Here is a 20,028-nt window from a genome sequence, read left to right as displayed (position 1 = left end):
TTGACCAAAACTTGAATGGGTAGCCCTCACCAGATAATTCTATTGACGGCCCTTCCCAGCTTCAAATGACTTCATGCTGCTGACACAAAATAAGTTCTTTAAGTAATTGGGATCCTCATCATGCAAGAGATAAAAATCCCTGTTGAGTGGGTTAAGTACCGTCGGAAAAGGCTGTTGTAGAAACTACCAGAATTGCAGACATTGGATGTCGAAACATGAGAGTTTAAGCAATGATCAAAGTACAGTCTGAGAACAGCAATGATGACAGGATACTACGATTTCGTTGCCGGGCCGGCTACTGCCAGCAGAGATACACCAAAGGGCAGAGAAAACTTAGGTATCAGATAGGCTTCTGCAGCAAAAATACCCGTCAGCAGTCGATTGAGCCAAAGCGGCGGCATTTTCAGATCTTGGCTTTCCCTCAGGCGAAGCACTTTCTGCATTATGCGGATCCCTGAAATGATTGGGAAAAGAAAACTGTTGAAGAAAACAAGGGTATAAACTTCTAGACCTGAGCTTTTAAGCAACGACAAAAGTTGCCCGCGGGTATATCGTCTCTTGTGATGATTAAGCTCATCATGTAAACTCCACAGCCACGGATAAGCCGGAACAGTTACAACTAAGCAGCCAGATGGGGTTAACCTTTGACTGAGGGCTAGGAGAGCTTCTTTGTCATTCTCCAGATGCTCCAGCACATCCAGCAAAGCAATCAAATCAAATCGTTGAGAACCAAAGGGGATCCGGTTTGGCAACTCCCCCTCTGCCACGATCCCAATACCGCGAGCTTGGGCCAGCGGCAGTGCAATTTCACTCTTTTCCATAGCCCAAACTTTGCCAAATCTGGACAACATCTCCAGGTTGCCGCCGCTACCGCAGCCAGCTTCCAAAATATAAGCAGAGGGGGGAAGCGACAGGGATCCAATAACCCGACTCAGAATGTGACGGCGACCCAAAAACCACCAATGCCGGTCTTCCAAGCCTGCCATTTGCTCATAAGCTTCGGGATCCATACCCGTAACCCAACAAAAGATCAAAAACAGGATTAGCCGCAGAAGGGGTTAGCAGAGCATATCTATCTAAACTAAGTTTAGGGGGATAATCGAGCCTTTCCCCAGCGATGCTTACGATACCAGGCCGCCACGTGGGGACACCACGCTTCAAAGTGGGGCCAAATCAGTTCACACAGATGTTGAATTTCTCGTTGAGCATCTTCTTTGGCTCGTAAATCCAAAAAATGCATTAGACTACGGCAATTGAAAGAGACCACGAAGTGTTGTCGGATCCCGTAGCCAATGATGTTGCGAGCATCTTCATAGGGCAATCCGCACTCTTCTACCAGGCGATAATAAGCGATGGCCTGGCTGCGATATTGCGCAAGAATGATATCCAAAGCTGCGGGGGAGATGGGCCTAAAGCCTTGGCGGGTTTTGGCTTTGCCCTCCTTGACGCTGGCAGGAACGTAAAACAAAGTTTCCAGCTCTTGCAAAGACAAGGAGGACTCCGTCCCGCCACTGTGCTCCGCAATGTGCTCCGCACCGCTGACGCGATAGGCCTCCGGCCCGCTGACGCGATAGGCCTCCGGCCCGCTGACGCGATAGGCCTCCGGCCCGCTGACGCGATCGCTGACGCAACCGCAGCCGGTCTCGCCAACAGGAGCAGCAGTCTCGGTTGTGCTCCGCACCGCTGACGCGAACAAGAGCTTTTTGCCCAAATCGGCAATTTGCTGGCCTGTATATCGGAAGGATTGAACATCAAAAGAAATTCCCACCCGATGAGTACGGGCCTGTTGCATGACGGCGTGGGGAAAATAGCCCACCCCAAACGTGATCTGAGGATGCTCTAGAGGCCCATAGTGGCCACGGTTGCCCTCCAGCAAATGCCGCACCACGGCCTCTCCATGCTTTTCCGGGATCCGGCTTTCTGAGGTGACAAAATCAGGGCTGTAATCCTGGTGCATTGCCTGGTAGATGACCCGTTCTGGATCTGGGGTTTGATTCAGCACCACAACTTGAAACAAAGCATCCACAGGCTGCATCCCCTAGTGCTTCGCACCGCATGTTAGGATTCTGAGATCCTTGTAAGATCATATTGGCAGCGGAGAACGCCAACGGCATTGGCCTGCTCCACCACAGAGCATATTCCCTATCTGCCCCCACCCTGAGGTATTCCTTAACTCAGTGTAAGGAGAAGAGAGACCGAAACACCTTGGCTATAGGAGCCTGCGAGCTCGAGTTTCCTCTGCCAGCACCAGGCTTAGGGCCGGATTGCTGCGCAACAATCCCGCTACATAGAGGGTATAGACTTTCCCCGCCTCCAGCTGCAGGTCAAACCGCTGCAGGGGAATGCTCCGGCTGGGAGCCGACTGCACACCTGGCGCGGAGGCTGAAGGGGCTATGGCCACTTGAATTTGGGTAAAGCCGGGGCGCATAGCTTGAAAGGTGGATACTTGTCCAAACGCCAACTGGGGCAGCAGTACCCGCCCTTGCTCCCCTTGCCATTGCAGGGCCGGCGCATCAGGGGCAGCGTGGACAAACCGCACCAGGGCTTGATCAAAGGGCGGATGGATGTTGTCTTCCAGCACCAGGGCCGTCATGCGATTCGGCTCGTTGGCAGCAACCACCGAGAATACTCCCCCGCCCCTGAGATTGGCTACGGTTCTGGCCGCAACCAAAGAACTCGCAGGCTGGCCAGGGTTCTCAGGCGTTGAAAACAAAACAATGTCGTACTCGCCCGCCGGTATGCGCACGTACTCGCTCACCGAGCCATAGGCTATGCCCTGAGCAGCTCTCACCCCTCCCACTTCCAAGTCGATCCGAGGGGCATTGGGGGCCACATGCACCAAGCGCACTTGGACTTCAGAAACTCCCGCAGATGCCGAAGGCATCGGGATGGCACAGCCGGACAAAAGCCCCGACATCAACGATCCACCCACCACGCAGAGTACTGCGCCCACCCACCGTCGCACCATGTTCACGCTCACTCCTACTCCTCACACCCAACGCTCACCGGGGATCGAGCTGCTGTGTTCCGCCAAGCCAAGGGGCGCTCTCGCTCCCCAAAAGTTCGTATTGGCGCAAGGGATCCCACCCTGCTGACGCCAAGGAACCTGCTCTTGTCTTACTCCACTTTTGCGCCCAATGCCATAGAGCTATGGGACGAGTTGGGATCCGATCCCTTCTAAACCAAAGGGAACTCGCGGGACTTCGCCTCACCTGCAGCATCTGGGTTGGGGGCAGGGATCCCTGTCTGTTCGCGCTCGCGGGACGGAGTCCTTGGAGACCGACGGCTAAACAGGCGGAAATAGGTGCTCACGGCCAGCTCTTTCAGGGGGAAAAGCAGGTAGGTGAGGGGGTTGATGGTGACGATGATGTTGCGGCAATCTCGTTTGGCTTGAGCCAGGATCTGAGCGGCCACCCAATCTCCTGACATGACCCCGATGGGATTGAGCTGGCTCTTGAAGGGGCCGAGGATAAGCTTGCGCACCACACAGGGGGCATCCAGACGGCGCAGGGTAACCAGGTCTCCCAAAGCCCGCTTCGAGAGTTCATAGAGGGGACTGAAAGCAGGGCTGACCTCAGCTTCGGAAGTGTTGACCCACACCTCTTTGGTGGCCATTTCGGGGTTGCTGCGAACCGTTTGGAAGAATAGCTCCATCAGGCGCCAACTGGAGAAGGTATTGACGGCGTAAGACTGGCGAATGGCCTCGGGATCCCGATCCCCATGAACATTGAAGCCGTGGTTGAGCACCAAGATATCCACCCGCTCCAGCAGCTCTGCCAGGGATCCCTCTTGCCCCACCTGCCAGCGAACGGTCTCCACCGGCTGGATCTGGCCGTCCACTTCGATGTGAACCGAATCCGAATGGGAGCTGAGGGCGATGACTTTGGCCCCCTGCTGGTGAAAATGCTTGAGCAAGGCCCGGCCCAGGGTGCCGGAGGCGCCGGTGACGGCTACTCGCTTGCCTTTCAAGGAGAGACTGGTGCCCATGAGCCGATCTACGAGAGTCAGGGTGCCGCAAAAATAGGCGTTGGTATCGTCGAAGTGGTGCCGCCAGTGGTAGGCGCGGTTGACATGCCATTGGCTGGGAGGAACGGGGAAAGGCCCCGGCTGGTGGGTGATATCCGTCTGCAGGGCCAGCCCCCAACCCCGCAGCATACCAGCCACCCAGAAACTGGCCGAGTAGACCACCCCCACCGCTGCCGCCAGGCCGTACAGCCAGGATCCCTGGCCCAATACCACCACCCAAGGGATCCCGGCCAGGATCATCGTTGCCGCTTCGGGAACGTCGTGGTGCCACTGGGATTCTCGGTACAGCTGTGCATCCACCACGCTAAGGTCGGGGCGGAACAGGCGGTGGTGCAGGATGTGTTTGGGCATCAGCCAGGGCCACCGGTGGGCCAGCCAATGGCGCACATCCCGCACGATCTCAGCCCAAAGGATGGAGGCTAGGGCGACAGCCCCCACCCCTATCCAATGACTTACGCTGCTGACATCCATAGACTCGCTTGCGGTGGCCAAACCAATCCTGAGCTCGCGGTCGCCTCTTTTATGGACTCAGTTGGCGACTCTCAAAAATCATCGCAAAAATTCTTCAAAAGATCATCTGCGAGCCCGTCTTCCTTGTCCCCAAGGGAGGGAGAGATCAAGGGGCTGCGGGCTGAAGCTCTCGGATCTCAACCGGATCTCCAACGGCCAAACCCAAAGCAGCAGCCGTCCCGCCGCGGAACTCCAGCACACCGTCCACCAACTGGGAAGGAGGCGGCCCATAGGTGGGGCAGGGTCGGGCGGGGCAGCCGGGCACATCGGCGGCAATGTACACCACCTTGCCTTGGTGAAGGAAAATGATGTCCAGGTTAATCAGAGTGTTGAACATCCAAAAAGAAGCCGGCTGGGGCGGATCAAAGGGAAACCACATGCCCCGATCCGGCGGCAAGTCGGTGCGAAACATCAGGCCCAAGCGCTGCTGCTCAGGCGTGCGGGCCACCTCTAACTCAAAGCGTTGGCCGGCAAGGGTGACTTCCGCTTCAACCGGCAGTTGCTGGGGCTGCCCTATTGCCGGGGGGGATGGGGAGAGGGCTTCCGCCACCTGAGTTTGGGAGGCGGGAGATCTCTCCGGGGCAGCAGTACACCCCAAGCCGGATCCCAGGAGCAGTAGAGCCAGGCCCAAGGCGACTCTGCACCCTTTTGGAACGTGTATCGTGAACAGAACCATGTGGCGCTCTCCTGTGCAGGCTTCATCCTATCGCGCCAGACGCTGCTGCTGCGACTTGACCAGCCAGACGCAGGAAGTTCCCCCCTGGGAGAGCCTTGCCAATTCTTGCTTGCCGGAAGCGGCCTGTGCTTTTCCCCCTTGAGCGCAGCCGGAATGGCGGCTCTGGGCAAGGGCAGCCCACAACCGACCCGATAGCATAGCCATAGACTTTATCGTTCCCCACCCTGCCAGGAGAGCCGTATGAAAGACCCTTTCAATTTCAATTTCAATAGATTCAATAGATCCTCGGTGAGCCGGATCCCGCTTCTGGCTCTGCTTGGCCTGGGGCTCCTGAGCCTCTGGCCCACTCACGGGATGGGATCCCGTTCACAGGAAACCCCGGTGCGGATTCCCTTTGAGCCAACGGTGACCTATGGGGAAGGGTATGGGGAAAAGACCGTGGCCCAACAAGCCCAAAGCCGCTTTGCGCTGAAACTGTTTGATCACCTGCTCCGTCAGCAGCCCCAAGAGAACCTCTTTTTCTCCCCCTTGAGCATCCGCCTGGCCCTGAGCATGCTCTACAACGGCGCCTCTGGGGAGACTCAAACGGCAATGGCCGAGGTGCTGGAGGCACAGGACCTTTCCCTCAATGAGTTGAACTGGAGCAATGCCCAAATGGTGGGCTGGCTGGCGGAGGGATCCCCGGCAGGAGGGCCAGTCCAGGTGCAAATGGCCAACGGCCTCTGGGTGGATCAAACCCTCACCTTACAGCCCCAGTTTTTGCAGGCTTTGGCCACCTACTACCAAGCGGTGGTGAATCGGGTGAATTTGGGATCCCGGCAAACGGTGAACCAGATCAACGGCTGGGTGGCCGAGCGCACCCAGGGCAAGATCAACCGCATTGTGGATCGCCTCAGCCGCGAGGATTTGATGGTTTTGCTCAATGCCATCTACTTCAAAGGCGAGTGGACTCAGCCCTTCGATCCGGAGCGCACCCAAACTCAGCCCTTTACTCGGTTGGATGGCCGCCGCGTCCGAGTACCCATGATGGTTCAATCAGGTCGTTACGACTACCTGGAAACCGAGCAGTTGCAGGTGGTGAGCCTGCCCTACGGGGAAGGAGAACTGGAAATGCTGATCCTGCTGCCCAAGAAGGGAGTGAAGCTGGAATCGCTGCGGGCAGAGCTGAGCCCGGAAACTTGGCAAGAATGGACGGGATCCCTGCGCCCCCGTGCCGGTTCGGTGCGGATCCCGAGATTTGAATTGGCTTATGAAACGGATCTCACTTCCGTTCTGCAGCAGTTGGGCCTGGGAGTTGCCTTTTCCAACCGAGCCGATTTCAGCCAGATGACCCCAGAGCCAGCGCGGATCAGCAAAGTCCTGCACAAAGCAGCAATTGAAGTGAACGAAGAGGGATCCGAGGCGGCAGCCGCTACTGGGGTGATCGTCTCCCGGACTGCTGTCGACCGGCAAGAGCCCTTTCAATTTGTGGCAGATCGGCCCTTCTGGTTTGCCATTGTGGCCTCCAGATCCGGCGGCAACCCAGCGGCCCAAACCGTGTTGTTCATGGGATCCCTGGTGGATCCTAAATAAGGGGATCCCTCAGGGCAGCTTGCTGACTTCTTACCGGGCGTGCAGATCGCTCTTCAGGATGTGTTGACCCCAGACCGGCTCCCTTGGTTGGTTTAGCCGTTTTTCATTGCGGAGGTCATGATGGTCGAGGTTTTGGAAAGAGAAAAATTGGCCGAGGCACCTGCTGATAGTTCTCCGGCAGCTTCTCGAAAAATTTGGACTGACGAAGAGTTTATGGCTTTACCGGAGGATGGCAATCGCTATGAGGTTGTGAACGGAGAACTGGTTACCGTGGGCTCGGCAGGTGCAAAGCATGGGTACTACGTAAGTTTGATTCACATCATTCTGGGCTCCTACGTTCGCAGTCAAAGGATTGGATTTACCTTCGATTCCGATACTTCCTTCAAAATGAAATCCGGCAATCGCCGTTCTCCGGATTGTTCTTTTTTTTCCAAAGAACGACTGCAATCTCTGGGCAGGATCCCAAGGGGTTATATTGAGGGATCCCCAGACTTGGCTGTAGAAGTTCTCTCCGATGCCAACACCGTTGGAGAGATCCATGATAGGCTCGTTGAGTATTTTGAGAATGGATCCCGGCTGGTCTGGATCATTCATCCTGAAGAGAAATACGTTCTGGTCTATCGCCGGCCTGAGCCTGAAGCATTGAAGAAACCCGGCGACATCCTGGAAGGTGGAGAGGTGATCCCTGGATTTGCGCTGGATTTATCAGAGTTTTTTGCCGAGCCGGAGTTGTAGTTTTTCACCAACGCAATGTACGGATAAGACGCCTTCAGCACCTAGGGAAGAGCAGCCCTGTTAAACTAGTCTCAACAGTGGGATCCCATTTCATGGCATTGGTTTATCCGCAGGTTCTGGAGCGCAATCCCAAACGGCTGCGCATTGCCCTACAGCGGTTTACCTCTCAGCAACTGGCTTGGCGGGCGGCAGGGGGCTTGGTGCTGCTGATTGTGGGATCCCAACTGTGGGCCCGTTCGCCGCTGTTGGGTTTGGTGGCTGTGGGGATGGGCCTGTGGGCTGGGATCCCTTGGGGGTTGGGGCAGATCCTGAATCTAGATTGCCAAAGCCAACGGGTGACCTTGACCCGGCTGGGTGGCCCTTGGGGCTTTTGGCGGCAGCAGGTGTTTTCCTATCCCTTGGCTCAGTTGCAAGGAGTGCGGCTGCATCGAGTGGGTCAGGAAGTTTTGGATAACCAAGCTCAAGAGAGTTTTCAGGTCCAAAGCCAAGTGCGGCTGCAGTTTCGCAGCGATCCTTCTAAACCGGAGCTGAACGAGGAGGTCATCGCCTGCTTTAGCAGCCAAGTCGGCATCAAAGGGGACGAACCAGAAGCTTTCGTGCTCTCTCAGCGGCTGGTGCGCTGGATTCAGAACTATCTATCCGAACACTCAGGAAATCTAAGAAACAACTCTTCACCGTAAACTACCCGGCTCCGACCGCTAAGCGGTACGGAGCGGGCTTTCAGTAGCCCTGGGCCTGCTCTGCTCTACCAGAGAACAAAACAAGCCCGGACCTCCAGGCTGGTTTACGGCAGCCCCCAAGAGCGCAATTACGTTTGCACCATTCAAGTCCGCATCTCCTTCCCATCCACAGTGCCCACACTTAAACTTCTTTCCACTGCGATAGGATTGCGCAGGGTCGGGATGGATGTGCAAACACCGGTGACAGGTCTGCGAGGTATAAGCAGGCGGAACAAGAATCAGAGAAACCCCTGCAACCCTCGCCTTGTATTCCAGAAACTGACGTAGTTGGTAGAACGCCCAACTGTTGGCCCTGCGCCGCTCGGCTTTGCTGCGCGGCTGTTGATTGACCCTTTCCCGGATCCCTGTCAGGTCTTCCAGAGCAATAGCGCTGTTGGTAGCTTTTGCCCTAGAGACAATAGCTTTGGAGATGCGATGATTGACCCACGTTTGAAAGCGTCTCTCCTTGCCAGACAGCCGTTGCAACAGTTCTCTGCATCTGCGCCGCGAACTGCGGGTGCCCTTACTGGCTTTACGTTGGAGTACCGCCCTCAGCTTGGAGTAGTGGTCTCGGATTCGGTTCAACTGCTGTCCATTCCAGTTATCCCCTTCTGACGTATGGGCAATATCCGTCCTTCCCAAATCCACCCCCAGCACTCTATCCGTGCGTTGCGGTGGGCACGGTTCCGTTTCCACACAGATTTGAATGGAGTAGGAACCGTCTTTGCGCTTGACCAGAGTGGCAGATTTGGGATTGGAGCCTGCCAACTGTTCTCTCTGGTAACGGCCAATCGCCAGCTCAAAGCGCTCCCGACCCTCCACCGTGGTCAGCGACACCGTCCAGTCTTTCTCGCGAAACGAAAAGATACGGGCATCGTAGGTCGCAAAGCCTCTCTTGAACGCTTTGACCGGACGGTTTTTCTGTCGGGCAACTTTACGGGCACCGGCCAGCCGTCTGCAGACCTGCTGAGCCAAGTTACTGGACAAGCCAAACCGAGCGCGAATCTGGTAATAGCAAAGGGACTGGAGTTTGACTGCGTTGACTACTTTTTCTGGTGTGTTTTGGTTGACCCAGTTCAACGCCTGCACAAAGGCATCCATTGTCGCGTCCAATTTGGCGGCTTGCGACGGGGACACCTTGAGCTTGCAGGGGACGGTCAGGACTTGGGTCATGGTTCTATCATAACTTCCGCATTCCTCCCGACACTGACCCTACGGGTACAGTGCGGGGCTCCTGCGATTTCTAGCTGAAAGCCCCCTTTTCGAGGATACTGCCCCACCGTTCCAGTAGACTCAAACTTTGCTCTCCTTTTCGGGGAGATGGGGAATTGTTGGCACAGTGCTTGATCCTGGGTTAGAAATGCTACCGAAAAGCAGTGCACTCCTTGACACTTTCTAAACTTAACTTAATCGACAACCTTCATGAGCGCCTCCTGGGATCTGGTCAACCTGCTTACCTTACTCAACTGGAACACTCTGCCCGGATGGCTTTGGCTGCTCCTTTGGGGATCCTCACTGGCCGTGGTGATGTACTGGCAAAAGCGCTGGCTGCAGCGGGATCAGGTGGGTTTTCCCGATGTCATCATGCTGGGGCGTGCAGATACGACGGTGGTGGAATGTAACGAAGCTTGCCAGAAAATCTTGGGGGATTGGCGGGGCAGGCGCTGGATCGACGTGCTGCCGGCAGAAGAGCAGGAGCAGGCGCAGCAAAAGATAGCCCACCTTACCCCTCAGCAGCCCACCTTTACCCGGATTAGCAGAGTGGCGGATGCAGCGGGGCAGGTGCGGTGGTTTGAGTGGATCAACCAAGGCATTTTTGACCGGCGGGGCCGCTTGCAGTTCATCCGCGGGGTGGGCCGAGACATTACCGAGAAGAAACAGTTGGAAGAAAACCTGCGGCTGCGGGAGGCCCAACTGCGCACCTTGTTGGATGCCCTGCCATTGGCAGTGTGGGCCAGGGATCCCCAGGGAGTGCTAATTTTGCAAAATGCCACTGACCGCGCCTGGTTTGGCGATCTGCTGGGTACTTCTCTGGAGGAGGTGGCTCAGCAACATCCCCACTGGCCGGAGTACACCTCTCAAGTTCTATCCGACGTAGAGCGGCAAGGGTTTTGCCAATTCGAAGGTAAGGAAATGATTCAAGGCCAGGAGCGCTACACCTATCGCTTCGCTGTAAAGCTTCAGGATCAGTCTAAAGGATTAGGACTTCTCGGCATTGTCCTAGATATCACCGAACAAAAGCGGCTGGAACAGGAGGTGTGGGAACAAGAAGAGCGTTTTCGCGCCTTCCTCAACAACAGCCACGACATTTTGTGTCGTATCGATGCCCAAGGTCTGCTGCATACCTTAAATCCTCCGGCTGCTGAGAAAATTTTGGGGCGTGCTCCCAATCAGGGAGAGGCCGTACCCTTGGATTGGGTTCACCCCGAGGATCGGCAGAACGTTGCTAATGCTCTTGAGCAACTCAAGGCTCGACCTGGCGAGACACTCAGCTTTATTTACCGGGCCCAACACGCCGATGGCCAGTGGGTGTGGCTGGAGAGCCTCTGCACCAATCTTTTGGAGGATCCCTCTGTGCAAGGGATCGTTTCCAGTACCCGCGATATCACCCAACAAAAGCAGGTGGAACTGGCTTTGCGAGAGAGCGAAGCCCGCTTCCGAGAAATTGCAGAGGCTGTACCGGTGGTTTTCTTTGTGTATTCTGCAGACTTGAGCCAGTCTCTCTACAAAAGCCCCCAAAGCGAGAAGATCTGGGGTTACACAGCAGAAGAGTTTCGCCGCAAGCCAGATCTCTGGAAAGACAGGATCCATCCCGAAGATCTGCCAAGGGTACTGCAGGCGGCCGCCCGAGCCACTCAAGAAGCCCAGCAGATCACCTACCGCCTTTTCCATCGGGATGGCAGGCTGCGCTGGCTGCGTACTTCTTGCCGACCCATCTTGAACGAACAGCAAGAGGTTATCCGTATTGTTGGCATTACCGAAGATATTACGGAGCAGAAAGAAGCAGAGCTGGCTCTACAAGAAAGCGAAGCTCGGCTTAGGGCTATTCTGGATGGGATCCCTTTTTCTATCTTTCTCAAAGATCTGGAAGGGCGCTATCTTCATGTAAACAAGACTTATCTAAAACAGAGAGGCTGCAAGGCAGAAGAGCTCTTTGGAAAGTTGGATAGTGAGCTGTTCGCATCAGAAGAGGCTCTAGAATTTCGAGATCAGGATCAAAAAGTCCTGCAATCTCCGCATCCTGTCAGCTACGAGCGAACCTTTTTCCGCGATGGCAAGAGATTGACCCAGTGGGTCACCAAGTTTGCCCTGCGGGATCAGCAAGGGGATCCCTATGCCGTTTGCGGTGTTGTTGTGGACATCACCCCCCTCAAAGAAGCTCAAGAAGTGCTTCGGCAAGAGGCAGAGCGGGAGCGACTGTTGGGGGCCTTATTGCGGCGGATCCGCCAAGCTTTGGACTTGCAAACCCTCTTGGAAACAACGGTTGCGGAAGTGCGAGAGTTTCTCCAGGTAGATCGGGTGATGATCTACCGACTGCAGGGAAACGGGGGTGGGATTGTGGCCGCCGAGTCGGTAGCGGATCCCTGGCCCAGCCACCTGGGCCGCTACGTGTGGGATGAGTATTTCCAAAGGGATCCGTGCTATCGCAAGTACCAAGAGGGCTTTGTCCAGGCAGTGGGGGATGTAGCAATAGCCGATTTGGATCCTTGCTATCGGGAGTTGCTGGAGTCTTTCCAAGCCCAAGCCAACTTGGTGATCCCGATTCGGCAGGGTGAGGCTTTGTGGGGTCTATTGGTAGTTCAGCACTGCCAATCCAGCCGCCCTTGGCAAGAGTGGGAAATCCGGCTTTTACAAGAGCTGAGCGATCAATTAGCCATCGCGTTGCAACAGGCCCAGTTATATGAACAACTGCAAGCCCTCAATCAAACCTTGGAAGAAAAGGTTCGGCAACGCACCTCTGAGTTGCAGCGATCCCTGCAATTTGAGGCCCTGCTGAAACGCATCACTGACCGGGTGCGCGACTCTCTGGATGAAGCTGAAATTCTCAACACCGCTCTGCGCGAGCTGGGAGAAAACCTAAATGCAGATGGCTGCGATATTGGCCTTTACAACGCCGATCTCACCCTTTCCGCCATCAGCTACGAGTATTGTCCTCGCTTGGGGTCGGCCTTGCATACTTGTATTCCCTTTGCCCAATATCCAGATCTCTACGCCCAGTTGTTGCGAGGAGAGCCCTACATATTTTGTTTACTTCCTGACGCCCCCCGCCAAGGATCAGTCTTGGTCTGCCCTCTGCGGGATGGGGAGCAAGTCTTGGGGGATCTGTGGGTTTTTCGCAGCAGCGAGGAAAGTTTTGATGAGCAGGAAATGAATCTCGTAGCTCAAGTGGCCAATCAATGTGCTATCGGCCTAAGGCAGGCGCGCCTATTCCGAGCTGCCCAAGAGCAGGTGCAAGCCCTGGAGCGCCTTAACCGCTTGAAAGACGATTTCATCAGCACTGTCAGCCACGAGCTGCGCACTCCTCTAACCAGCATGAAAATGGCCCTGAAAATGTTGCAGATGGCTCCCACTGGGGAGAAACGAGCTCAATACTTAGCCATTGCAGAGCGAGAATGCCAGCGGGAAATCGAGCTCATCAACGACCTGTTGGATCTGCAGCGGTTGCAGTCCGGGACCTACGCTCTAAGTGTGCAAACCCTCACCTGGCGGGAGCTGCTAGGGGATCTGTTAGCCATTGCCGAAGAGCAGGCCCGCGCCAAAGGGCAAACCTTTCAAGCCAGTGTCCCTCTGGAGAGCACCCTCACGACGGATCCCTTGCTGTTGGGACGCATCCTGCGGGAGCTCCTGCACAACGCGGTGAAATACACCCCCGGCCAGGGATCCATCCGCCTAGAAGTCAGGGTTGAGGCCAACCGAACTCGCATCCAAGTCAGGAATAGCCAAGAGATCCCGGCTGAGGAACTCACCCGCATTTTCGAGCGCTTTTACCGGATCCCCAGCCATGATCCTTGGAAAGAAGGGGGCACCGGTCTGGGCTTGGCTTTGGTGAAACAAATGGTGGATCAACTGAGGGGATCCATCGAGGTCAGCAGCGCCGCCGGCTGGACAACTTTCACGCTCCACCTGCCCCCTCTGCCCCAGTTTTAAAGGTTGAGCGGATCCCTGGGGACTCCTGCTTTGCGCTTGCGCTTTTCCAGGTTGGTTTCAAAGTAGCGATGGTTACGCAGATCTGGCAAGATTCCTGCCTCAGAAACTTAGCCCTTAAAGCGGCGCAGCGCCGATTTGATCCCTACCTTAGGGGTTCTCTCCCCCGGTACCTCTGCACAGCCCGTCTTATTGTAAGTTCTGTAGCAACAGATACGGAAATAGTTCCCAACACAGATGCTCATCTCGGCCAGAAGAGATAGAGGCTGAGTATTCTGAGGGTTGCTGTCGTATCCGGGATCTGGATTGGCCGCCAACCCAACCTTCTCAATCTGGTCACGCTGCCGAAGACGCGAGGCAGAGAGGATTTGTTGCAAGTAAGTTTCAATTCACAACTTTTTCTTAATAAGTGATTTCGGTTCTTGAGGATCTGGCTTACTTTGTTACCTGTAGAGTGTTCCTTGCCAAAAACCTATGAGCATTGTTGCCCAAGTCATCGCGCAGTCGGACGCGGCTGATCGCTTCCTCAGCAGTGCCGAGATCGCCAAGCTAGAGGATTTCTTCAGCAAGGGTCAAGTTCGCATCCGAGCCGCCCAAAAGTTAGCAGAGAACGAGCAAAAAATTGTCCAGGAAGGCAGCAAACGGTTTTGGGCCAAATGCCCCAACACCCCCAGCAATAAGGGCAACCCTCAAAAAACTGCCCTCTGTCAACGAGATCAAGGCTGGTATATCCGCTTGGTTAGCTATTGCATCTTGGCAGGCAACGATAAGCCGCTGGAAGATATCGGCTTGAACGGCATGCGAGAAATGTACATCTCTTTGGGCGTGCCGCTACCCAACCTGCGGGTGGCGATGAGCTGCCTAAAAGAGGTAGCTGCCGGCATTCTTTCTTCAGAGGAGATGGCTCTAGCTGCCCCCTACTTTGATCGACTGATTCGCGCTTTTTGAATCGATGAATGGATAGACAAATCGCTGCCCTCTCGCTCAGTTTTAGAGTTGAGGCGCGCTACTCCTGCCTCTGTGAGCTTGAGGTTTCGGCTGGCTTTGCGAGCTTGACCTGCAAGCTGTGAAGTTGTCTTAAGTTGCAATCCATAAGAGTTCTCACAGGCAATGCCTGAGCAAGCGGTGCAAGGACTCCGTCCCGCTAACGCGAACAGCATTTGCCCAATTGCCTCAAGAAATCAGTCCCTACTAGTGCTTAGAGGAGAAAAATCCATGAAAGATACCATCACTTCCCTGATTAACCCCGCCGATGAGAAAGGCTCTTACTTAGATGCCGCAGCTCTGGAACAATTAAATCGCTATTTCCAGAGTGGCAACATGCGCGTCAAGGCGGCCAAAACCATCAGCTCCAGCGCCAGCAGCATTATCAGCAAAACGGTTGCCAAGAGCTTGCTCTACGGGGATATTACCCTACCGGGGGGCAATATGTACCCTACTCGGCGCTACGCGGCTTGCTTGCGGGACCTGACCTATTTTCTACGCTATGCCACCTACGCCATGTTGGCTGCCGATCCCTCAATTTTGGATGAGCGCGTGTTGCAGGGTTTAAAAGAAACTTACATCACCCTCGGCGTTCCCATCGATCGCGTCATTCAGGCCCTCAATGCCATGAAAGAGGTCCTGACCGAAAGTCTCGACACAGAGGCAAGTCAAGAAATGGCCGTTTATCTTGACCATATCATTGCCGGTCTGAGCTAAACGTGCCTGTATTTTTGAGGGCTCACTGAGGAGCTATCTATGAATGCCAAAAAGATGCACCCATCGGGCTACCCCTGGTGGTCAGGTAACGCTCGATTGATGAACCTCTCTAATACTTTTATCGTGGCGCATGTGGCCCATGCGGCCTTGATCATGGCTTGGGCGGGGGGCTTTACCTTGTTTGAGCTGGCCAAGTTCTCGCCAGAGCGGCCCATGTACGAGCAAGGGCTGATTTTGCTGCCCCACTTGGCCACATTGGGGTGGGGGGTTGGCCCCGGTGGCCAGATCGTCAATACCTTTCCCTATGTGGCCATTGCCTCAATTCACCTGGTGGCTGCCGGCGTGTTGGCTGGAGGAGCCTACTTCCACCAAACCCAACTTCCCCCCAGCTTAGATATGGAATTCGGCAGGGCTGCCAAGTTTCACTTCACTTGGGATGATGCCAAAACGTTGGGAGTGATTCTGGGGCACCACCTACTGATTTTGGGCCTGGGATCCCTATTGTTGGTGGCCAAGGCGATGGTGTTCGGGGGGCTGTATGACGCCAACACCGGTCAGGTACGCCTGGTTACGGCTCCAACTTTGGACTTTGCCACCCTTTGGAACTACCGCACCCACCTGTTTGATGTCAATAATTTGGAAGACTTGGTGGGGGGCCATATCTATGTGGGAGCTCTTCTCTTGTTGGGAGGGGTGTGGCATATCCTGGTTCCGCCGTTTGAGTGGGTTAAAGCTCGCTTTCTCTTCTCAGCAGATGGGATCCTCTCCTACTCTCTATTCGGCATCGCCCTAGCCGGTTTTGCGGCTTCTTACTACTGTGGGTTTAACTCGCTGGCCTACCCGGTGGAGTTTTACGGCCCCACCCTGGAGCTGAAATCCGCCTTTACTCCTTACTACTTCGATCCAAATCAAACGGGAGCGTGGAACTACTCCTCAAGGGTTTGGCTGGCGAATGCTCACTTCTACTTAGCCTTCTTTTTTCTACAAGGATCCCTGTGGCATTTTCAGCGAGCGATGGGATTTGATGTCGGCAAGATGCTGCAGCTTTGGCAGCAGAGTCGGCAGGAAATGACCTCTCAGTCGGTGTATCAGGTTCAATTTCAGTGCCGACCTCAGCCTGACTTTGCAACTTTTTACGAGCCGCCCTTTGCAGGTCCAGAGCCTCTATCTGTATCTCCCGAGGATATCTACTGGTATCAGCCGCCAAAGGCTCCCAGCTCCAGATCTCTATCGTTGATAAACGGCGTTCGGCAAACTCTCTATGAAGTGAACTACACCCTTAGGAGGTGGATCTTCTACGAGCCCGCAAGAGAGAAGATAGCTTTCAATCGTTCTGACTTAAAGGCAGATTATGGTTCGCGCAAGTCAAGGGCTGATTTCTCGAAGTTTGCTCGATCTCTGCCCAAAGTCTTCTACGAGCCGAGCAGAGTTCAGGCTTAACCTACCTGGGATTTGAGGGGGTTTGGCCCTCAGGAGAGGTGATTACCCTGCCTGGGGGCTTTTTGCTTTGCTAGGGCTCCGCAGTGTGGGCTAAGGAAGGGAGTACCGATCTAGACTTGGCCTTGGTGAAACAAATGGTGGATCAACTGAGGGGATCCCTCGAAGTCAGCAGCTCTGCCGGTTGGACGACTTTTACGCTACATCTACCCGAATTGCCGCAATTTTAATTCCACTTCTTCCCCTCGCTTTGGGATACATTACTGGCAGGGATCCGGGGGGCTTTGCCTAAACCTATGACAACTCGCCTAGATTTGGCTCTCACTCTTGAAGACTTCCTCAAGTTGCCTCACATAGAAGATTCTCCGGCATGGGAGTACGTGGATGGAGTTGCCATTCAAAAACCGCTGCCCAAAGTCCGCCATTCCATTTTGCAAAAACGCCTCGTGGCTGAGGTTGACGGCAGCACCACCGACTATACTGCCCTACCCGAATTGCGATGCACTTTTGCCGGTCGTTCCATTGTTCCCGATATTGCCGTAATTGCGTGGGATCGAACTCGCCTCAGTGAAACAGGCGAGCCAGAGGATGACTTCACCGCAGCACCCGACTGAATTATCGAAATTCTTTCGCCGGGTCGAAGGGTAAGCCGTGTAACCGATAATATCCTGCATTGCCTAAAGCACGGCAGCAAATTAGGGTGGATGGTGGATTTAGACGATTACTCTGTTTTGATATTTGCCCCTCAACAAGAGCCGGAAATTTGCCGAGCAGATCGTCAGCTCAAGGTGATCGACGGGATCCAGTTAGCATTGACTCCACAACAAATCTTTGTTCTCCAATACACTACCCCCGCCGCATGGCCGTAACCCCCGTGGGATCCAGCACCTTGCCCCGTTCCACCTCGGCATAGACCAGGTAGCGATCCCCGCAGTCCATCCAAGTTTTCACACGGCACTCCAGGTAAGCTAAGGCATCCAACAAAATGGGGCAGCCATTTTCGGCAGTGGCCGTGGCCAAGCCGGCAAAGCGATCTTCTCCAGGGCGCTGGGGCCGCTGAAAGTGCCGTTGCAAGTTGCTGCCCTTGCCTTCCCGCAAGATGTTGAGCACAAAGGGGGCCTGGGGATAGGTCAGCAATTCGGCTTCTTGTTCCTTGTTCACCGACAGGGTTAGCCCCGGCGGATTGAAGCTGGCCTGGGCCACCGACCAGGTGAGGAAGCCGCGGCGGGTCTCTCCTTGCAGGGCGGTGACTACACACAGGGATCCCACCACCCGGCTCAGGGCTTGCCCAACCCGATCCGCCTGAGTTTCGCTGCTGGTTTGGCGAGGGGCGCGGGCTCGTTTGGCTTTGCGCAGGGCCTGAGCAAACTGGGATCCCGCCTCTTGACAGGCTTCTAGGATTTCAGGGGTGGGCTTAAACTTGGCGCGGATCGTCTCAAACCCCAGAGAAAAGCCGGCATTGAGCAACTTACTCTCGATGAGATCCACCGCTTCTCCGCTCCAGCCGTAGGAGCCAAAAACCCCGGCCAATCGGGTGGTGGGAACCGAAGAAAGGATGATGCCGAGGGCGGTTTGAATTTGCACCGGGGGATGGCCAGCCAAGGTCGGGGATCCGATAACAAACCCCTGGCAGCGCTCCAGAGCTTGGGCGATCTCTTCCGGGGTGGACCATTCGCAGTTGATCCGCTCCACCTTAACGCCGGCCCGCTCCAACCCTTGGGCTATGGCCATGGCCATCAAACCTGTATTCCCGTAAGCGGAAGTGTATAGGAGAGCTACCCGCTGCTCGCCGGGATCCTCTTCGCACCAAGTGTGGTAGTCCAACCGCAACCGCCGCAGGCTGTGGCGCACCAAGGGGCCGTGGGCAGGGGCATAGATTTGGGCGGGAAATTCTTCCAACTTGGCCAGGGCTGCCTTCACCTGGGGCAATTGGTTGCGGTGCAAACAGTCGAAGTAGTAGCGACGGTCTTCGCTAAGCTGCCGCCAATGTTCGTCAAAAACTTGCTCATCGCACACATGGGCGCCGAACAGCTTATCGGTGTAGAGGATCCCGGTGGCCGGATCGTAGGTACAGAGGGCATCGGGGTGGCGGGGCGTGGGCACGGTGCGAAAGTGCAACTCATGCCCTTCCCCCAGATCCAGGCGATCCCCATCCCGGATGACCCGCAAACGGAAAGACTGGTCGCCATTGTAGAAAATGCCCAGATCGGCGGCTTCTTCTTCGTCGCGACTGCGGGGCAAGGGATCCATCTCTTCAAAGGCAGCCCGTAGCGTAATGGATCCCGGCTTGGAGCAGAGCACCATCGCATAGGGAGCCAGAGGCAATAGGGCCTTGAGAGTGGCAATGCGGTTAAAGTTGACGTGGCTGAGCAAAATAAAGTCCAACCGCTGTAGGTACTGGTGTTGGGCCAGCTCTTCTAAAAAGATGCTGGTGAACGATTCCCCCGGAGGATCGATGAGAAGGGTTTGGCGGGCCTGGATGAGGTAGCTATTGGCAGTGGTGCCCCGTTGCCGAGCGTATTCCAGCTCAAACTTCAGGCGATCCCAGGTGCGGGAGCGGAGAACCAACGTGGACGGGCCGATAAGGGCAACTTGGACATCGCGGGCGGGGATCTTGCTCTCCATAGCAGCCTCCGATGCGGTATCTGTCCTCACCTTGCCACGAAACTGGAGGAATGGGGATCCCTTTTCAGAGTTTGGGAGCCCACGGCCCGGCTTGCCCAAAAGTTAAGTCTGAGGCCCCGTCCTCACAACTGCGCAAGAAGCAAGCGATTGAGGTGGGGAGTGTGTCAAGTTTTTTCAAAGTCGGCCGGGCAAAAAGGAAGAGGCTAAGATCGGCTTGTAGCGTGTTCAGGCTGCCTATGTCTGCCCGATCCAAGTCCAAAGTGGAGGCCCCTACCAAGGGGATGGATCCCCGCCAGTTTACCGAAGCTGAGGTGGCGGCAATTGCAGAGCGGTTGGAGCGCAATGAGTATCCGACCGTCTTTGGCTGCTTGGAAGACTGGCATGCCCTTCGAGCCATCGCCTTTTACGCCCCCGACTTGGTGGCCCCTTATGCACATCTGTTGGAGTGGGAAGTGGATGAAGATTAGGGCTGTCCTTGCAGTTCTTAAAGGGATCCCAGTGCTCAGGGCAACGAGGGGGGAGGATTTCCGTCAGAGCCTTGCCGGCGAATCAGATAGCGCACTTCTTCAAGGAGAACGTTGAACCTCTGATCCGTTTCCGCCTGCCGTTGGTTGATGGCCTGAATGGCGCGTTCGTGCTCTCGTTGTAGAGCGGTGAGGGTAACCAGAGCTTGAGTCACTTCCTCTGCCCACTCGGCAAGGTGAGCTAAGTCAGAGCGGGTCTCGCTGACAACTTGCTGTAGCTCTCGCAGGCTTTGAGCTTGGGCAGCAGCTTGTTCGGCAAATTCGGCGCGGCTTTCTTGGATGGACTGACGCAGCTCCTCGATTTCCCGCAGACGGGCGGCGTTCTCCTCGGCAGACTGGGCGCGGCTTTCTTGGATGG

17 protein-coding genes and 2 pseudogenes are annotated in these 20,028 nt (G+C 55.5%); 9 read left to right on the top strand and 10 right to left on the bottom strand.

The genetic code is table 11. The features are described from left to right. Positions 1-272: 272 nt before the first annotated feature. The 6 genes from ACVWXW_RS12020 to ACVWXW_RS11995 all read right to left on the bottom strand — a co-directional run bounded on the left by ACVWXW_RS12020 (position 273) and on the right by ACVWXW_RS11995 (position 5,416). Positions 273-1,010, bottom strand: a complete 738-nt coding sequence (locus tag ACVWXW_RS12020; protein WP_457403995.1) for a class I SAM-dependent methyltransferase — start codon at positions 1,008-1,010, stop codon at positions 273-275. Between the two features lie 77 nt (positions 1,011-1,087). After that, positions 1,088-2,035, bottom strand: a complete 948-nt coding sequence (locus ACVWXW_RS12015; RefSeq protein ID WP_457403994.1) for an FAD-dependent thymidylate synthase — start codon at positions 2,033-2,035, stop codon at positions 1,088-1,090. Positions 2,036-2,209: 174 nt separating this feature from the next. Continuing rightward, positions 2,210-2,968 carry a DUF4397 domain-containing protein gene (locus tag ACVWXW_RS12010; protein ID WP_457403993.1) on the bottom strand — a complete coding sequence of 253 codons (759 nt, stop codon included), beginning with the start codon at positions 2,966-2,968 and terminating at the stop codon, positions 2,210-2,212. Positions 2,969-3,177: 209 nt separating this feature from the next. Continuing rightward, positions 3,178-4,497: a bifunctional sterol desaturase/short chain dehydrogenase gene (locus ACVWXW_RS12005; protein WP_457404011.1), complete on the bottom strand. Its 1,320-nt coding sequence runs from the start codon at positions 4,495-4,497 to the stop codon at positions 3,178-3,180. 145 nt (positions 4,498-4,642) lie between these two features. Beyond that, positions 4,643-5,167 carry a DUF192 domain-containing protein gene (locus ACVWXW_RS12000; RefSeq protein WP_457403992.1) on the bottom strand — a complete coding sequence of 175 codons (525 nt, stop codon included), beginning with the start codon at positions 5,165-5,167 and terminating at the stop codon, positions 4,643-4,645. Positions 5,168-5,239: 72 nt separating this feature from the next. Further along, a complete protein-coding gene (locus tag ACVWXW_RS11995) occupies positions 5,240-5,416 on the bottom strand; it encodes a hypothetical protein (protein WP_414389705.1) in 177 nt (58 codons plus the stop codon). A 36-nt stretch (positions 5,417-5,452) separates the two neighbouring features. Here ACVWXW_RS11995 and ACVWXW_RS11990 point away from each other — a divergent pair, with 36 nt between their 5' ends. The 3 genes from ACVWXW_RS11990 to ACVWXW_RS11980 all read left to right on the top strand — a co-directional run bounded on the left by ACVWXW_RS11990 (position 5,453) and on the right by ACVWXW_RS11980 (position 8,199). Further along, complete coding sequence (locus ACVWXW_RS11990; protein ID WP_457403991.1) at positions 5,453-6,784, top strand: serpin family protein; 1,332 nt, start codon at positions 5,453-5,455, stop codon at positions 6,782-6,784. Between the two features lie 120 nt (positions 6,785-6,904). Then, positions 6,905-7,519 carry a Uma2 family endonuclease gene (locus ACVWXW_RS11985; protein ID WP_457404010.1) on the top strand — a complete coding sequence of 205 codons (615 nt, stop codon included), beginning with the start codon at positions 6,905-6,907 and terminating at the stop codon, positions 7,517-7,519. Positions 7,520-7,611: 92 nt separating this feature from the next. Further along, entirely contained in the window at positions 7,612-8,199 is a 588-nt protein-coding gene (locus ACVWXW_RS11980) for a hypothetical protein (protein WP_457403990.1), read from the top strand. Positions 8,200-8,217: 18 nt separating this feature from the next. Here the strand turns inward: ACVWXW_RS11980 and ACVWXW_RS11975 are convergent, their stop codons facing one another. Then, a complete protein-coding gene (locus ACVWXW_RS11975) occupies positions 8,218-9,411 on the bottom strand; it encodes an RNA-guided endonuclease InsQ/TnpB family protein (protein WP_457403989.1) in 1,194 nt (397 codons plus the stop codon). Between the two features lie 249 nt (positions 9,412-9,660). Here ACVWXW_RS11975 and ACVWXW_RS11970 point away from each other — a divergent pair, with 249 nt between their 5' ends. Further along, positions 9,661-13,386, top strand: coding sequence for a PAS domain S-box protein (locus tag ACVWXW_RS11970; protein ID WP_457403988.1), 3,726 nt, complete (start codon positions 9,661-9,663; stop codon positions 13,384-13,386). On the opposite strand, the pseudogene rpsU reads toward ACVWXW_RS11970, so the two are convergent. Then, a pseudogene (rpsU, locus tag ACVWXW_RS11965) lies at positions 13,383-13,526 on the bottom strand (30S ribosomal protein S21). The gene ACVWXW_RS11970 and the pseudogene rpsU overlap by 4 nt on opposite strands. Positions 13,527-13,857: 331 nt before the next feature. Between rpsU and apcD the strand changes: the two are divergent. The 4 genes and pseudogenes from apcD (at position 13,858) to ACVWXW_RS11945 (ending at position 17,390) form a co-directional block, all read left to right on the top strand. Further along, a complete protein-coding gene (gene apcD, locus ACVWXW_RS11960; RefSeq protein ID WP_099812040.1) occupies positions 13,858-14,331 on the top strand; it encodes an allophycocyanin subunit alpha-B in 474 nt (157 codons plus the stop codon). A 267-nt stretch (positions 14,332-14,598) separates the two neighbouring features. Beyond that, a complete protein-coding gene (locus tag ACVWXW_RS11955) occupies positions 14,599-15,084 on the top strand; it encodes an allophycocyanin subunit beta (protein ID WP_099812041.1) in 486 nt (161 codons plus the stop codon). Positions 15,085-15,123: 39 nt separating this feature from the next. Then, complete coding sequence (locus tag ACVWXW_RS11950) at positions 15,124-16,524, top strand: chlorophyll a/b binding light-harvesting protein (protein ID WP_457387765.1); 1,401 nt, start codon at positions 15,124-15,126, stop codon at positions 16,522-16,524. A gap of 293 nt (positions 16,525-16,817) precedes the next feature. Beyond that, positions 16,818-17,390 (top strand): annotated as a pseudogene (locus tag ACVWXW_RS11945) (Uma2 family endonuclease). Here the strand turns inward: ACVWXW_RS11945 and ACVWXW_RS11940 are convergent. Next, positions 17,368-19,146 (bottom strand): flavin reductase, encoded by a 1,779-nt coding sequence (locus tag ACVWXW_RS11940; protein WP_457403987.1) that lies wholly within the window; start codon positions 19,144-19,146, stop codon positions 17,368-17,370. The pseudogene ACVWXW_RS11945 and the gene ACVWXW_RS11940 sit on opposite strands and share 23 nt — an antisense overlap. Positions 19,147-19,382: 236 nt before the next feature. Here ACVWXW_RS11940 and ACVWXW_RS11935 point away from each other — a divergent pair, with 236 nt between their 5' ends. Next, the gene (locus ACVWXW_RS11935; protein WP_457385214.1) at positions 19,383-19,613 is read left to right on the top strand and encodes a DUF2555 domain-containing protein; all 231 of its coding nucleotides are present in this window, start codon (positions 19,383-19,385) and stop codon (positions 19,611-19,613) included. A 35-nt stretch (positions 19,614-19,648) separates the two neighbouring features. On the opposite strand, the gene ACVWXW_RS11930 is transcribed toward ACVWXW_RS11935, so the two are convergent. Then, positions 19,649-20,026: a hypothetical protein gene (locus tag ACVWXW_RS11930; protein WP_457403986.1), complete on the bottom strand. Its 378-nt coding sequence runs from the start codon at positions 20,024-20,026 to the stop codon at positions 19,649-19,651. Positions 20,027-20,028 lie beyond the last annotated feature (2 nt).

This window comes from Thermostichus sp. MS-CIW-30 (assembly GCF_054058015.1).
The sequence above is the reverse complement of the archived record's forward strand: the minus strand, read 5'-3'. Positions and strand labels throughout refer to the sequence as shown.